Origin of the sequence: Halobacterium yunchengense (assembly GCF_037031165.1) — an archaeon.
Classification (GTDB): Archaea; Halobacteriota; Halobacteria; order Halobacteriales; family Halobacteriaceae; genus Halobacterium; species Halobacterium yunchengense.
Map to the genome: position 1 here is coordinate 232,286 of NZ_JAYEZL010000006.1, position 12,890 is coordinate 245,175.

At 72.8% G+C, this 12,890-nt stretch carries 17 protein-coding genes; 9 read left to right on the forward strand and 8 right to left on the reverse strand.

Annotated elements, in window-relative coordinates:
* Positions 1-50: 50 nt before the first annotated feature.
* On the reverse strand, positions 51-272 hold the full coding sequence (locus tag U5911_RS15475; protein ID WP_336037957.1) for a hypothetical protein: 222 nt from the start codon (positions 270-272) through the stop codon (positions 51-53).
* Positions 273-863 carry an AsnC family transcriptional regulator gene (locus tag U5911_RS15480; protein WP_336037958.1) on the reverse strand — a complete coding sequence of 197 codons (591 nt, stop codon included), beginning with the start codon at positions 861-863 and terminating at the stop codon, positions 273-275. It lies immediately after the preceding gene.
* A gap of 128 nt (positions 864-991) precedes the next feature.
* On the opposite strand from U5911_RS15480, the gene U5911_RS15485 reads away from it, so the two are divergent.
* Together U5911_RS15485 and msrA are read left to right on the forward strand one after the other, a co-directional pair.
* The gene (locus U5911_RS15485; protein ID WP_336037959.1) at positions 992-1,195 is read left to right on the forward strand and encodes a heavy-metal-associated domain-containing protein; all 204 of its coding nucleotides are present in this window, start codon (positions 992-994) and stop codon (positions 1,193-1,195) included.
* 204 nt (positions 1,196-1,399) lie between these two features.
* A complete protein-coding gene (gene msrA / locus U5911_RS15490) occupies positions 1,400-1,930 on the forward strand; it encodes a peptide-methionine (S)-S-oxide reductase MsrA (RefSeq protein ID WP_336037960.1) in 531 nt (176 codons plus the stop codon).
* A 135-nt stretch (positions 1,931-2,065) separates the two neighbouring features.
* Here msrA and U5911_RS15495 read toward each other — a convergent pair whose 3' ends face one another.
* Positions 2,066-4,381, reverse strand: a complete 2,316-nt coding sequence (locus U5911_RS15495; protein WP_336037961.1) for a heavy metal translocating P-type ATPase — start codon at positions 4,379-4,381, stop codon at positions 2,066-2,068.
* Positions 4,382-4,553: 172 nt separating this feature from the next.
* On the opposite strand from U5911_RS15495, the gene U5911_RS15500 reads away from it, so the two are divergent.
* The gene (locus tag U5911_RS15500) at positions 4,554-5,018 is read left to right on the forward strand and encodes a pyridoxamine 5'-phosphate oxidase family protein (RefSeq protein ID WP_336037962.1); all 465 of its coding nucleotides are present in this window, start codon (positions 4,554-4,556) and stop codon (positions 5,016-5,018) included.
* Between the two features lie 16 nt (positions 5,019-5,034).
* On the opposite strand, the gene U5911_RS15505 is transcribed toward U5911_RS15500, so the two are convergent.
* The gene (locus U5911_RS15505; protein ID WP_336037963.1) at positions 5,035-5,313 is read right to left on the reverse strand and encodes a DUF2249 domain-containing protein; all 279 of its coding nucleotides are present in this window, start codon (positions 5,311-5,313) and stop codon (positions 5,035-5,037) included.
* A gap of 109 nt (positions 5,314-5,422) precedes the next feature.
* Here U5911_RS15505 and U5911_RS15510 point away from each other — a divergent pair, with 109 nt between their 5' ends.
* Together U5911_RS15510 and U5911_RS15515 are read left to right on the forward strand one after the other, a co-directional pair.
* On the forward strand, positions 5,423-6,076 hold the full coding sequence (locus U5911_RS15510) for a helix-turn-helix domain-containing protein (protein WP_336037964.1): 654 nt from the start codon (positions 5,423-5,425) through the stop codon (positions 6,074-6,076).
* Positions 6,077-6,212: 136 nt separating this feature from the next.
* Positions 6,213-7,535, forward strand: coding sequence for a hypothetical protein (locus U5911_RS15515; protein WP_336037965.1), 1,323 nt, complete (start codon positions 6,213-6,215; stop codon positions 7,533-7,535).
* A 32-nt stretch (positions 7,536-7,567) separates the two neighbouring features.
* On the opposite strand, the gene U5911_RS15520 is transcribed toward U5911_RS15515, so the two are convergent.
* Positions 7,568-8,464, reverse strand: coding sequence for an ABC transporter substrate-binding protein (locus tag U5911_RS15520; protein ID WP_336037966.1), 897 nt, complete (start codon positions 8,462-8,464; stop codon positions 7,568-7,570).
* A gap of 95 nt (positions 8,465-8,559) precedes the next feature.
* Complete coding sequence (locus tag U5911_RS15525; protein WP_336037967.1) at positions 8,560-8,868, reverse strand: CGCGG family putative rSAM-modified RiPP protein; 309 nt, start codon at positions 8,866-8,868, stop codon at positions 8,560-8,562.
* Between the two features lie 209 nt (positions 8,869-9,077).
* Here U5911_RS15525 and nirK point away from each other — a divergent pair, with 209 nt between their 5' ends.
* From nirK to U5911_RS15545, 4 genes are all read left to right on the forward strand, one after another.
* Positions 9,078-10,151 (forward strand): copper-containing nitrite reductase, encoded by a 1,074-nt coding sequence (gene nirK, locus U5911_RS15530; RefSeq protein ID WP_336037968.1) that lies wholly within the window; start codon positions 9,078-9,080, stop codon positions 10,149-10,151.
* A 59-nt stretch (positions 10,152-10,210) separates the two neighbouring features.
* On the forward strand, positions 10,211-10,783 hold the full coding sequence (locus U5911_RS15535; protein ID WP_336037969.1) for a DUF7998 family protein: 573 nt from the start codon (positions 10,211-10,213) through the stop codon (positions 10,781-10,783).
* 2 nt (positions 10,784-10,785) lie between these two features.
* Positions 10,786-10,959 (forward strand): hypothetical protein, encoded by a 174-nt coding sequence (locus U5911_RS15540; RefSeq protein ID WP_336037970.1) that lies wholly within the window; start codon positions 10,786-10,788, stop codon positions 10,957-10,959.
* 126 nt (positions 10,960-11,085) lie between these two features.
* Positions 11,086-11,316: a DUF2249 domain-containing protein gene (locus tag U5911_RS15545; RefSeq protein ID WP_336037971.1), complete on the forward strand. Its 231-nt coding sequence runs from the start codon at positions 11,086-11,088 to the stop codon at positions 11,314-11,316.
* Positions 11,317-11,328: 12 nt separating this feature from the next.
* On the opposite strand, the gene U5911_RS15550 is transcribed toward U5911_RS15545, so the two are convergent.
* Positions 11,329-12,543, reverse strand: a complete 1,215-nt coding sequence (locus tag U5911_RS15550) for a TIGR04347 family pseudo-SAM/SPASM protein (protein WP_336037972.1) — start codon at positions 12,541-12,543, stop codon at positions 11,329-11,331.
* Positions 12,540-12,848 (reverse strand): Htur_1727 family rSAM-partnered candidate RiPP, encoded by a 309-nt coding sequence (locus U5911_RS15555; RefSeq protein ID WP_336037973.1) that lies wholly within the window; start codon positions 12,846-12,848, stop codon positions 12,540-12,542. Before U5911_RS15555 ends, U5911_RS15550 begins: the two co-directional genes overlap by 4 nt.
* Positions 12,849-12,890 lie beyond the last annotated feature (42 nt).

Genomic DNA, 12,890 nt, shown 5'->3' on the forward strand with positions numbered 1-12,890 from the left:
GCTCGGTGCGCGTCTCGTCGGCGGTTCTCTGCGCGCCGTCGGTCGGCGAGTCAGCCCGCGTCGTCGTCCGGCCGGCCGCCGCGGACGGCGTCGAGGACTGCGACTGCGAGCAGTCCGACGACGAGCAGCGCGCCGGCGAACAAAAGCGGCGCCGCGAGCAGGCGCGCGACCCGGTACGGGAGGACGAGCCGACTGAACCCGAGGACGACGAAGCTCGCGGCGACGAGCGCGAACGCCAGCAGCGCCCGGGAGACGAACGCGTTCCGGTCCATTCAGGCCTCCGCGTCGTGTCGCTCGTAGCGCTCCCGGAACGCCGCCTCGCAGGACGAACAGCAGAAGTGGTAGCGGTCGCCGCCGACGCGTGCCGTCTCGCCCTCGCTGGTGACGGTGTTCCCGCACTCGTCGCAGGCCATCGCGAACTCCGCGCCGCCGACGCTCGGCCGCCACGCCGACGCCGCGAGCAGCGTCACGTCGAAGTCGGTGATGGCGTCCGTGCCGACGGTGTCGGTCACCCACGCCCGGACGTCCGCCGCGGCCAGCCGCGCCGTGCAGAGCACGTCGCCGTCCGCGGTCACGAACACGTGCTCGACGGCGTCCGCGCCCTCGACGGCCGCCCGCACGTCGTCGACGTTCCCGGGCGGCACGGACAGCGTCACGAGGACGTGTGCGCCCTCCCGGAGCTGCGAGCGGTCGAGGTCGACCGTGAACCGCTCCACGACGCCGCTCTCCTCGAGGGCGGTCACGCGGTCCGAGACCGCCGGCGCCGACAGCCCCACCTCGTCGGCGATGTCGCTGTACGGACGGCGGGCGTCCGCGGCGAGCAGCTCGAGGATGCGGCGGTCCGTCTCGTCGAGTTCGCCCATGCGTGTACTCGACGCCGGGAACACAAAGTCGTACCGCCCGGGAGCGTTCGAAATCAAACCGAGTGGCGCCATCTGCCTCCGGGACGCGAGGAGAAACTGCATTAGGCGTGGCGACGCTACCCCGACGTATGGCCCAGACACTCACCGTCCGAGGGATGAGCTGTGGCGGCTGCGAGTCGACCGTCGAGGACGCGCTCCGCGGCGTCGACGGCGTCACCGGCGCGTCGGCCGACCGCGAGACCGACACCGCGACCGTCGAGGGCGACGCCGACCCCGGGGCGCTCGTCGCCGCCGTCGAGGACGCCGGCTACGACGCCGCGGTCGCGAACTGAGCGCGCACCGAGCGCGCGCTTCGACGTTTTCCAACGGCGCGGGCCGGAGGGCGCGCTCCGACGAGCGCGCAATCCGACGAGCGCGCAATCCGACGAGCGCGCGCTCCGACGTTCCGTCCCGCCGCGTCCGGGCGCGTCGGGGACCGACCGGTCCGCGTCGCCGGCGTCGTCGCCGTTAACTTCGCGCGCACCGAACTGTCCGGTATGACGGCGACAGCGACGTTCGGCGGCGGCTGCTTCTGGTGCGTCGAGGCGGCGTTCGAGGAACTCGCGGGCGTCACCGACGTCACCTCGGGGTACGCCGGCGGCCACGTCGAGGCCCCCTCCTACCGGGAGGTCTGCGAGGGCACCACCGGCCACGCGGAGGTCGTACAGGTCGAGTACGACCCCGGCGTCGTGTCCTACGCGGACCTCCTGGAGGTGTTCTTCGCGGTCCACGACCCGACGACCGTGGACCGCCAGGGGCCGGACGTCGGCGAGCAGTACCGGTCGATCGTCCTCTACCACGACGACGACCAGCGCGAGACCGTCGAGGCGATCGTCGACGAACTCGAATCGAGCGGCGCGTACGACGACCCGATCGTCACCGAGGTCGAGCCCCTCGAGGCGTTCTACCGCGCCGAGGAGAAACACCAGAACTACTTCGAGAAACACCCCGACCAGGCGTACTGCTCGGTGAACGTCGCGCCGAAGGTCGCGAAGGTCCGCGAGCAGTTCGCCGACCGCGTGGAGTAGCCGACGGACGCGCGGCGGAGGCGAGCAAAACGAGTAGCTGACGGACGGTGGAGCGGCGACCGCCTGACGGTGCCGCGGAAGCGCGGCGAACCGCCGACCGCCAGCGCGTCCGTCGACCGACCGCCAGCGAGCCGGTCAGGCGTCGGCAGCGTCGAGGTCCGGCGTCACGCGCGACAGCCGCATCGCGTTCGCGGTGACGGCCGTGGTCATGCCGGCGTCGCCGGCCAGCACGGCCAGCCAGATGGGGACGTAGCCCAGCGGCACGCCCGCCGCGAGGACGGCCTTCGCGGCGAGGCTCGACCAGACGTTCTGCCGGATGACGCCGTTCGCGCGGTTCGAGAGGTCGTAGAGGTAGGGGAGCCGCGAGAGGTCGTCGCCCATCAGCGCGATGTCCGCGGTCTCCAGTGCGGTGTCGGTGCCGGCGGCGCCCATCGCGACGCCGACCGTGGCGGTGGCGAGCGCGGGCGCGTCGTTGACGCCGTCGCCGACCATCGCGACCGCGTCGTACTCGGCGGTGAGCGCCTCGACGGCGTCGACCTTCTCCTCGGGGAGCAGCTCCGCGCGGTAGTCGTCGACGCCGACCTGCTCGGCGATGGCGGCGGCGGTGCGCTCGTTGTCGCCGGTGAGCATCACCGTGTGTTCGACGCCGAGCTCGCGGAGCCGCCGGACGGCCGCCTCGGCCTCCGGTCTGACCTCGTCGGCGACCGCGATCACGCCCTCGAGTTCCTCGTCGGTGCCGACGAGCACGACCGTCTTCCCCTCGGCCTGGAGCCGGGGGACGACGTCCTCGAGGAGGTCGAGGCAGTCGTTGCGCTCGCAGAGCCGGCGCGTGGTCTGGGTGACGACGCCGCCGTCCGTGGCGGCGTGGACGTGCGAGAGGTCGAACCCGAGCTCCTGGAAGTAGCCGGGCTTGCCGGCGTAGTGCGTGGTGCCGTCGAGGTCCGCGCGGACGCCCTTCCCGGTGACGCTCTCGAAGTCCGAGACCGCGCCCGCGTCGACGCCGCGGTCGGCGGCCTCCTCGACGATGGCGTCCCCGATGGGGTGCTCGCTGCGGGATTCGAGGCCGCGCGCGCACCGCAGCACGTCGCGTTCGGCGTTCTCGCCGAGCGGCACGACGTCCGTGACGGTGAGTTCGCCCTTCGTGAGCGTGCCCGTCTTGTCGAACGCGACGGCGTCGACGGCGCCCATCGACTCGAGGTGGTTGCCGCCCTTCACGAGGACGCCGTTCTTCGCGGCGCTCGTGACGCCGGAGACCACGGAGACGGGCGTGGAGATGACGAACGCGCACGGGCAGGCGAGCACGAACAGCGTGAGGCCGCGGAGGATCCACGTCGGCCACGCGCCGCCGAACAGCAGCGGCGGGACGACGCCGACGAGTACGCCGGCGCCGACGACGAGCGGCGTGTAGTAGGCGGCGAAGCGCTCGACGAACTGCTCGCGCTCGGTCTGGTTGGCCTGCGCGTCCTCGACCATGTCGACGATGCGCGAGAGCGTGTTCTCGGCGGCCGCCGCGGTCACCTCGACCTCGAGGTAGCCCTCCTCGTTGACGGTGCCGGCGTACACTTCGTCGCCGTCGGTCTTGTCGACGGGGACGCTCTCGCCCGTGATGGGCGCCTGGTTGACGGCGCTCTCGCCGCCGACGACGACGCCGTCCATGGGGAGCTTCTCGCCCGGCCGGACGACCACGACGTCGCCGACGACCACGTCCTCGACGGGGACCGTGACCTCCTCGCCGCCGCGGCGGACCGTCGCCTCGTCGGGCGAGAGCTCCATGAGCTCCCGGAGGGAGGTGCGCGCGCGGTCCATCGAGTACGTCTCGAGGAGCTCGGAGACGCTGAACAGGACCGCGAGCGTCGCGGCCTCGAAGTAGAGGCGTTCGCCGAACGCGACGCTGGCGGTGACGGCGCCCAGGATGGCGACGGACATCAGGAGGTCGATGTCGAGGTTCAGCTGCTTCAGCGAGTAGTAGCCGCCGCGGACGATGGGCTGGCCGGCGACGGCGATGCCGGCGAGGAAGAACGCGTCCGCGAGCAGGACGTCCGTGCCGAGGACGGTCGCGACGACGCCGTTCAGCGCCGGCAGCAGGAACTCGGCGAGGAAGCCGACCGTGACGAGGACGGCGCTCGCCCACGTCTTGAGGGCGCGCGTGCTGGTCCAGACGGCCTGCGGGCTCGGCGCGGCCTCGTCGCCGCTGTCGGCGTCGCCCGACCGGCCGGTGACCTCGTAGCCGGCGGCCTCGACGGCGGCGACCAGCGCGTCCTCGTCCGTCTCGTCCGGGTCGTAGGTGACGACGACGCGTCCGGTCGCGGCCTGGGTCTCGATGGACCGGACGCCGGCGACGCCGTCGAGGGCACCGTCGACCTTCCCGGCGCAGGACGGACAGTCCATCTCGGGGACCGACAGCCGCGCGGTGACGGACGCGGCGTCGGGCCGCGAGTCGGCGTTGCTCATCTGAGTGGACGTTCGCCCCGCAGAGTTATTAATTCGGCTGTTATCGACGCCGCGTTTGCTGGGTAAACGTAGTAAACCGGCCCGGGTAAGTTAATAATCCGGCCGCCGGTGGTTCCCAGGTCTCTGGAACCGGAACCGCCCTTATCTCGACCCGGCGAAGATGTTCGGCACGATGGCCGACAGTCCGCGCACCTCCCCCGACGAGTCCTGGCCGGACGTCTCGATGACCGACGACGAGGCCGCCGCGTTCCTCGCGCGCGCCGGCGACGGCGTGCTCACCCTCCACGGCGACCCACCGCACTCGTTCCCGGTCTCGTTCGCCTACGACGCCGAGACCGGGCGGTGCCTGCTCCAGTTCGTCTGCCACTCCGCGAGCCGGAAGCGCGCCGTGCTCCGCGACGACCCGGCCGCGACGCTGGTCGCCTACGAGACGACCTCGCCGGACGACTGGGCGAGCGTCGTCGTCGCTGGCGCGCTGGCCGCTCTCGACGCGCCGGACGCGGACGACCGGCGCGCGTACGCCGAGCAGGCGACGCCGATCGGGCTGAGCGTCTTCGACGCCGACCCCGCGGACCTGGACGTCGCCTGGTACGAGCTCCGGCCGGAGTCGGTGTCGGGCCGCCGGAGCCCGGTCTGAGCGCCGTCCGCGGCGGTCAGGCCTCGGGGTCCCAGATGCCGGTGACGACGGCGTCGCCGGCTTCGACGGTGGCGTACTCGTAGCCGCGGTCGTCGAGCTTCGGGTAGAGGTGCTGTGGGGCGCGGTCGTTGACCTGCACCAGCACCGTCTCCGCGGGGAGGTCCGGCAGCGCCTCCAGCGTCTCCACCATCGGGTTCGGCGGCCCCAGGTCGCGGACGTCGAGGAGTTCGGCGTCGCGGTCGTCGGGCACGTCTGTGTCCGCGAGGTGGCCCCGCCAGTCGGTCGTGGTCGCCATGGGCGAACGGAGGCGCGCCGCCCGCCCGACCGTTCCGCCGAACAGGTTCGGCCGAACACGTTCGGGAAGAGCCTTTGGGCGTGGGTGCCCTACGTCCGAACATCTTCGCATGGCCCGCGCCCAACTCACCATCGACCTGCCAGACGCGGTGTGGATCTCGGAGGTGTCCTCGCAGTACCCGGACACGCTGTTCCGCGTGCTCGCGGCGTTCCCGGACGACGACAGCGGCGTCGCGCTGCTCGAACTCGCTGGGCCGGACGTCGTCGAGGTGCTCCGCTGGATGGACGACCACGAGTCGGTCGTCGACCTGGAGCCGCTGGAGCGCGACGACGACGGCGTGCTCGTGCAGTTCGAGACCAGCCAGCCGCTGTTGCTGTGGTCGCTGCAGGAGGCGGGCCTCCCCCTCGAGCCGCCCCTGGAGATCGTCGGCGGCGACGCCTCCCTCGAGGTCGTCGCCCCGCACAGCAAGCTCTCGGCGCTCCGCGAGCAACTGGACGCCTTCGGCATGGACTTCGAGGTGGGCTACCTCTACGAGTCCGGGGACTCAGAGCGCCTGCTGACGCCGCGCCAGCAGGAACTGCTCGCGACCGCCATCGAGGCCGGCTACTACGACACCCCCCGGGACTGCACGCTCACCGACCTCGCCGAGGAACTGGGCACCGCGAAGTCCACGCTCAGCGAGACGCTGCACCGCGCCGAGGAGACCGCGATCAAGCAGTTCGCGTCGAACCTCCCGCAGTTCGCCGACCGGGAACTCGTCTGAGTGCAGCGGGCCGCGACCGCGGCTCGCTCACCGCCGTTCGCCGTCTCCTCCCGTTTCTCACCGCCGCTCGCCGCCGCCCGACGCCCCGAACAAGTTCGGGAGAACGCGCAGGCGGCGGACCGCCCACAGTCCACCCATGAGCGCCGTCCCCGCCAGACTCGCGACCGACCAGCAGCCGCCGATGACGGTGCCGCTGCGGTACTTCCTCGCCGGCCTCGCGTTCCTCCTGGCCGGCGGCGCCGTCGGCGTCGCCAGCGCGCTGGACGCCGCCGGCGGGTTCGCGCGCCTCGCACACGTCCACCTCCTGCTCGCCGGCTGGGTGTGTCTCACCATCATGGGCGCGATGACGCAGTTCGTGCCCGTCTGGTCGAACGTCCCCCTGCACTCGCGGCGCCTCGCGAACGCCGCGCTCGCGCTCACGGCCGTCGGCGTCGCCGGAATGGCGTGGGCGTTCCTCGCCGCGAACGTCCACTGGATCCACGGCTTCGGCGGCCTGCTCGTCCTCGGCGTCTGGGCGTTCGCGTACAACCTCGCGCGCAGCCTCCCGCCGGTCCGCACGTTCGACCGGACGGAGGCCCACTTCGCGTTCGCGCTCGCGTGCTTCGCCGTCCTCGCGGCGCTCGGCTTCCTGCTCGCGTTCGACCTCTCGACGCCGGTCCTCCCCGCCGGCGGCGTCGCGCGCCCCCAGGTGGTCGGCGCGCACGCCACGCTCGCCGTCTTCGGCGCGGTCCTCTCGACGGTCTTCGGCGCGCTCTACCAGCTCGCGACGATGTTCACCCAGACCGAACTCGAGGGCGTCGACCGCCACCTCGCGCGCGCCGAGTACGCCTACCCGGTCGGCGTCGTCGCGCTCGCGGCCGGCCGCCTGTTCGCCGTCGCGCCCCTCGCGACCGCGGGCGGCCTCGCGATGGCGGCCGGCGCGTTCGCGTTCGCGGTCCTGCTCGCGAAGAAGCTCCACGAGGGCCGCGTCGACCGCACGCCGATGCTGACGCGGTACGCCGTCGTCGCCGTCGCCCTCGCCGCGTGGAGCCCGCTCGCGGCGCGCGCCTGGCTCGCGGACCCCCTCTCGCGGAGCGCGCTGTTCGGGCCGCCGACCGCCGTCCACCTCCTGTTCGTCGGCGTCGTCGGATTCGTCGTGATGGGGTCGCTGTACCACGTCGTCCCGTTCATCGTCTGGGTGCACCGGTACAGCGACCGCCTCGGCTTCGAGCCGGTGCCCATGATCGACGACCTCTACAGCGACCGCCTCGCCGCCCTCGACGGTGCGCTCGTCGTCGCCGGCACGGGGGTCCTCGTGCTCGCGCGCGTCGGCGTCGCACCCGAGACGGGCGTCCTCGCCGGCGGCCTGCTGCTCGCCGCCGGCCTCGTCGCCTTCACGGCGAACCTCGTCGGCGTCGTCCACCGCCACGGCCGCGTGCTCCCCGAGCGCTTCCGCGGCCGCGCGGAGAACGCGGACTGAGAACCCACCGAAGACAGTTCCCCGCGGCCCGGTCACCGCTCCCAGTCGCTGGGCACGTACTGCTCGAAGTTCGGGCCCTCGCGCCGGCCGATTGGCCGGAACGCGCGCTCGCCGTCCACGCGGAAGTCGGCGATCGTTCGCTGGCCGGGGCCGGTGAGGTGGCCGACGAACGCCATCGCGAGCACGTACGCGGCGTCGTGGCGCGCCGGGTTCGTGGGGATGACGGCGTACGCGTTCCGGAGCAGCGGCGGCGGGTCGTCGATGCCGCGGTCGACGTGCGCGACGAGGTCCCCGGACGCGACGTTCAGGAAGGTGCCGCGGTCGACGAGCGTGTACGCGTCGACCCTGCGCGCGGCGACGAGCGTGTCCCCCATGCCCTGGCCGGTCTCGCTGTACCAGCCGCCGCCCGGGTCGACGCCGGCGGCGTCCCAGATCTCGCGCTCGCGGACGTGCGTGCCCGACCCGTCGCCCCGCGAGAGGAACTGCGCGCCGGCGTCGGCGACCGCGGCGAACGCGTCCGGGGGGTCCCGCCCCGCGGCGTCGGCGGGGTCGTCGGGCGGGCCGACGACCAGGAAGTCGTTGACCATGAGCGCGCGGCGGTTGACGCCGTGGCCGTCGCGGAGGAACGCGTCCTCCAGGGAGCGCGCGTGGACGAGGACGACGTCGGCGTCGCCGTCGCGGGCGGTGCGGAGCGCGCCCGAACTGCCGCGCGCGACGGCGCGGACGTCCGCGCCGAGCGCGTCCTCGAACTCGGGGACGAGGGCGTCGAGGAGGCCGCTGTCGTGGGTCGTCGTCGCGGCCGCGAGCGTCAGCGTCCCGCCGGCGCGGCCGCGCTCACCGCCGTTCCCGCCGTCTCCGACGCCGAGACAGCCCGCGACCGAGAGCGCGCCGCCCGCGCCGAGCGCCTGGAGGTACCGCCGCCTGTCCATGCCCTGGACAACCACGCACCGTTACAAAGAGTTTTGGAAGAAACCGGTATCGTTTACTTCCCACGGCCGGGCGAGACGGCTCGCGCCGCGAGCGCTCACGCGGTCACGTGGACGCGGGTGACGTGGCCGCCGCAGCCGCACTGCTCGACGTACTCCCAGTCGGCGTCGTCGCCGACGGCCGACTCGAGTTCCTCGTAGAGGTAGCGCTCGGGGTGGCCGTGGTCGCCGTGCGTGACGAGGTTGACGTGGTGGCCCGGGGCGGTGTGTTCGACGGCGTCGACGGCCTGCGCGACGACGAGGTCCCGGTCGTCGGCGTGCTGTGGCTTCTCGAGGTTCGCGGACCACGAGTTCTCGTGGACGCGGTCGGTGACGGCTTCGACGTCGTCGTGGGAGACGGAACTCATGCCCGGACGTTGGCGGCGAGCCCCCGAGTGGTGCGCCCCGAATATGTTCGCCGCTCCCGAGGGCGACGGCGGCGGCGCTCGAGGGATAAGCGACTCGGGAACACGTTCGCGTCGGTCCCCAGTGCGCTGGAACGCCCGTCAGAAGTCGGGAATTATCGTCTCGGTTGAAGGAGGGTCGGCGGGAACTCCCGAGTGAGAGGTGACCACCGATGCTAGACACCACCCGCCGACGCGTGCTGCAGGGCCTCGGGATGGGCGGCACCGCCGCCGTCGCCGGCTGTACGGCGCCCAGCGGCGAGAGCCCAGCGACCGAGACGGTCCGCGAGGGGCAGGCCAGCCAGCCACAGCGCGACCAGGTCGAGCGGGTCGCCGCCGACCCCGCCGACGTCCCCGACCCCGTCGACTACTCGAGCCCGAGACACCACGAGGTCGAACTCACCGCCAGGGAGGTGACCGCCGAGATCGAGCCCGGCGTCACGTTCGACTTCATGACCTTCGACGGCCAGATCCCGGGGCCGATGATCCGCGTGCGCCGCGGCGACACCGTCTCGTTCACGCTCGAGAGCGACGAGGGCAACGGGATGCCGCACAACGTCGACTTCCACGCCGTCTACGGCACCGGCGGCGGCGCGGAGGCGACGAACGTCACGCCCGGCGAGTCCAACGGCGTCGACTTCACCGCGACGTACCCGGGCGCGTTCATCTACCACTGCGCCGTCCCGAACATGGACTACCACATCTCCAGTGGCATGTTCGGGATGATACTGGTCGAACCCGAGGACGGCCTCCCCGAGGTCGACCGGGAGTTCTACCTCGGCCAGCACGAGCTGTACACGGACAGGCCGGTCGGCGAGGAGGGCCACCACAAGTTCGACATGGCCGCGATGGCGGACGAGGACCCGACGTACGTCCTGTTCAACGGCGCGAAGTACCCGTTCACGCCGGACCGCTACGGGCGGATGCAGGCCGAGACCGGCGAGTCCGTCCGCGTCTACCTGGTGGTCGGCGGCCCGAACCTCTCCTCGAACTTCCACCCCATCGGGAACGTCTGGACTTCCGCCCACCGCGACGGCGCCCTCGGCACCCCCGAGGAGTACGTCCAGACGATGAAGGTGCCGCCGGGCAGCTGCATGACCGGGACGATGGACACGCCCGTCCCGGAGACCGTCAAGCTCGTCGACCACGCGCTCAGCCGCGTCGCCCGGAAGGGCCTGCTCGCGGAGGTCGAGGTGAGCGGCGAGCCCGACGAGGCGGTCTTCGACCCGGACCCCGGCAGCGAGTAGCGACCGCGGCGAACACGTTCGGGGCCACGCATAGCGGCGCGCGAGCCGTCGTCTCGGGTATGTTCGGCCTCGGCTCCCAGTCAGACGACGCGCTCGCCGCGAGCGGCGAGTTCGACCCCGCCGTGAACCCCACGCCCGGGTCGTTCCTCGACGGCCACGACGTGATCGCCGGCGACGACCACGTCGCGTTCCACGAGGTCACCAGGGACCTCTTCGAGGAGCGCGGCGTCTACGACATGACCTTCGGCTACAACCTCGCGGACCTGAACCTGGACACGCGTCACACCGAAGCGGGCTACCGGTACGCCGAGGACGCCGACGACCCCTCGGTGCTGCGCGCGGAGTTCACGCCCACGACGCCGTTCTGCCCGCAGAGCCACACGCTCACCACCGGGTCGTTCCGCGCGTGGAACGGCCTCCGCGAGCGCCACGACTACGACCTCGTCTGCGTCCGCGTCGACGACGTGCACCAGCGCGCCGCCGCGATCAACGAGGCGCTCCGGTCGCTGGAGACCGAGTTCCGCGAGACCGGCGACCTCCCGGACGCCGACGGCGAGGTCGCGGGCCGCGCCGGCGGCCGACCGGACGGCGCGTCGCCGGCGACCGAGCCCGGCGGCGACGCCCCGTTCTGACCGTGTCCGGGACCCTCACGCGCCTCGCCGCGGCCCGCCGCCTCGAGGCCGCCGCCGTCACTGCCGGCGCCGCGGCCGGATACCTCCCCGGCGGCGTCGACGCCGCCGTCCTCGGCGCCGCTACCGGTTTCTTCGCCGCGAAGTCCCTCGGCAGCCTGCGGCGCGCGTTCACGTGACCGGCGCGCTCCACCGCGCGACGGACTGACCGCCGCCGTGCCGTCGACGGCGGCCGCGAGGCGGCTGCGCGCCGTGCGAACATTTTCGGCGAAACCGCCCTGTCCGTGGCCGCCGTCACCGGACGTATGGCAACGACTGCTGACGCCGACGCGCACCTCGACGCCCGGGAGGTCGACGGCGCGCCCTTCGACGACATCGCCGCGGCGCTGGACGCCCTCGCACCCGACGAGACCCTCCTCCTCGTGAACAGCTTCGAACCCGAGCCCCTCTACGACGTCCTCGAGGAGCGTGGGTTCGCGTACGAGACCGAGCAGGTCGCCGCCGACGAGTGGCACGTCCTCGTCGAGCACGCCTGAATCCGGCGGCGGTCAGTCCGCCGCGGCGTCGCCAGCCGAACCGGCTCCGTCCGGGCGGCGCTCGCGCTCCGTGAGGTAGCACTTCGGGTCCGGGTCGAACGGCCCGCCGGCGGCGAGCGCGCGCAGCCGCGACCCGCCGCGGCAGACCGACCGGTACCGGCAGTCCGCACACCGGCCGGTGAGGCGGTCCGCGCGGTCGCGGAGGCCGGCCAGGAGGGGGTTGTGGTCGTCCGTCCACAGCTCGCCGAACGGCCGGTCGCGGACGTTCCCCAGCGAGTACCCCTGCCAGAACTGCGTGAGGTGGACGTTCCCCTGGTAGTCGACGTCCGCGATGCGCTCGCCGGTCGGGTCGCCGCCGTTCGCCTCGAGGTAGCTGTGGACGCGGTCGGCGCGCGCGTCGCCGAGCTCCTCGCGGGCGTACTCCACGAGGAAGCCAGCGTCCGCGTAGTTCCCCACCAGGAGGGTCTCGATCTCCTCGCCCTGCGCGTGGTACTCGCGCGTGAGGTCACAGACCGCCCGCACGGCCTCGCGGGTGTCCGCCGGGGAGAGGTCGGCGTCGCTGATGGCGGCGCCGCGGCCGCCGTAGTCGAGGTGGTAGAAGCAGAACCGGTCGACGCCGACGTCGTGGAGGAGGTCGACGACGCCGGGCAGGTCGGGCGCGTTCGCCTCCGTGATGGTGTACCGCAGCCCCGTCTTCAGGCCGGCGTCGAGGCTGTGCTCGATGCCGCGGACGGCGGCGTCGAACGCGCCGTCCTGGCCCCTGAAGGCGTCGTTTCGCTCCGGGAGGCCGTCGACGGAGACGCCAGCGTACCGCAGGCCGGCGTCCTTCAGGGCTTCGGCGCGCTCCTCGGTGAGCAGCGTGCCGTTCGTCGAGAGCACGGGCCGGACGCCGGCGTCGCTGGCGTACGCGACGAGCTCTTCGAGGTCGTCCCGCACGAGCGGTTCGCCGCCGGAGAACAGGACGACCGGGACGCCGAACTCCGCGAGGTCGTCGAGGAGGGCTTTGCCCTCGGCGGTCGAGAGCTCCCCGGGCGCGGTCTCGGTGTCGGCGGCGGCGTAGCAGTGCGAGCAGTAGAGGTTGCACTGCTTCGTGAGGTTCCAGACGACGACGGGGCGGCGCTGCTTGTCCTCGGTGATCTGGTCCTCGCTGGACTCGTCGGCGGCGTCGTACCGGAGGCCGTCGCTCTCCGCGTCCAGCCCGCAGAGCAGCTTGCTCACCGAGATCACGCAGACTCACCTCCCGACGCGCCGTCCGCGGCACCGTCGCCCCGCGCGTCCTCGGCTGCCTCGTCCTCGACGAGCGCGTGCGTCGTGTACCGCCGCGTCTCGTCGGCGGGACACAGCCAGACGTCGCGGGCCGCCCAGCCGAACAGCCGGCCGGCGTGCTCGTGGGCGGCGTCGGCGTCGGCCGCGGTGACGCTGCCGACGTGCTTCAGGGGGCCGTCGTTCGTCTCGCGCACGAACACCTCCCACTCTCGGCCCGTCGCCGTCCGCGGCGCGTCCGCGACCCGGGTTCGGTCCTCGGTTCCCATGCGCTGGCGTAGCCGTCCGGCCGCCAAAACCGCCCGCGGACG

Excerpts from the sequence above, each read along its gene's own strand:
- U5911_RS15475 (WP_336037957.1), bottom strand. The coding sequence starts at position 272 with ATGGACCGGAACGCGTTCGTCTCCCGGGCGCTGCTGGCGTTCGCGCTC.
- U5911_RS15480 (WP_336037958.1), bottom strand. The coding sequence starts at position 863 with ATGGGCGAACTCGACGAGACGGACCGCCGCATCCTCGAGCTGCTCGCC.
- U5911_RS15485 (WP_336037959.1), top strand. The coding sequence starts at position 992 with ATGGCCCAGACACTCACCGTCCGAGGGATGAGCTGTGGCGGCTGCGAG.
- msrA (WP_336037960.1), top strand. The coding sequence starts at position 1,400 with ATGACGGCGACAGCGACGTTCGGCGGCGGCTGCTTCTGGTGCGTCGAG.
- U5911_RS15495 (WP_336037961.1), bottom strand. The coding sequence starts at position 4,381 with ATGAGCAACGCCGACTCGCGGCCCGACGCCGCGTCCGTCACCGCGCGG.
- U5911_RS15500 (WP_336037962.1), top strand. The coding sequence starts at position 4,554 with ATGGCCGACAGTCCGCGCACCTCCCCCGACGAGTCCTGGCCGGACGTC.
- U5911_RS15505 (WP_336037963.1), bottom strand. The coding sequence starts at position 5,313 with ATGGCGACCACGACCGACTGGCGGGGCCACCTCGCGGACACAGACGTG.
- U5911_RS15510 (WP_336037964.1), top strand. The coding sequence starts at position 5,423 with ATGGCCCGCGCCCAACTCACCATCGACCTGCCAGACGCGGTGTGGATC.
- U5911_RS15515 (WP_336037965.1), top strand. The coding sequence starts at position 6,213 with ATGAGCGCCGTCCCCGCCAGACTCGCGACCGACCAGCAGCCGCCGATG.
- U5911_RS15520 (WP_336037966.1), bottom strand. The coding sequence starts at position 8,464 with ATGGACAGGCGGCGGTACCTCCAGGCGCTCGGCGCGGGCGGCGCGCTC.
- U5911_RS15525 (WP_336037967.1), bottom strand. The coding sequence starts at position 8,868 with ATGAGTTCCGTCTCCCACGACGACGTCGAAGCCGTCACCGACCGCGTC.
- nirK (WP_336037968.1), top strand. The coding sequence starts at position 9,078 with ATGCTAGACACCACCCGCCGACGCGTGCTGCAGGGCCTCGGGATGGGC.
- U5911_RS15535 (WP_336037969.1), top strand. The coding sequence starts at position 10,211 with ATGTTCGGCCTCGGCTCCCAGTCAGACGACGCGCTCGCCGCGAGCGGC.
- U5911_RS15545 (WP_336037971.1), top strand. The coding sequence starts at position 11,086 with ATGGCAACGACTGCTGACGCCGACGCGCACCTCGACGCCCGGGAGGTC.
- U5911_RS15555 (WP_336037973.1), bottom strand. The coding sequence starts at position 12,848 with ATGGGAACCGAGGACCGAACCCGGGTCGCGGACGCGCCGCGGACGGCG.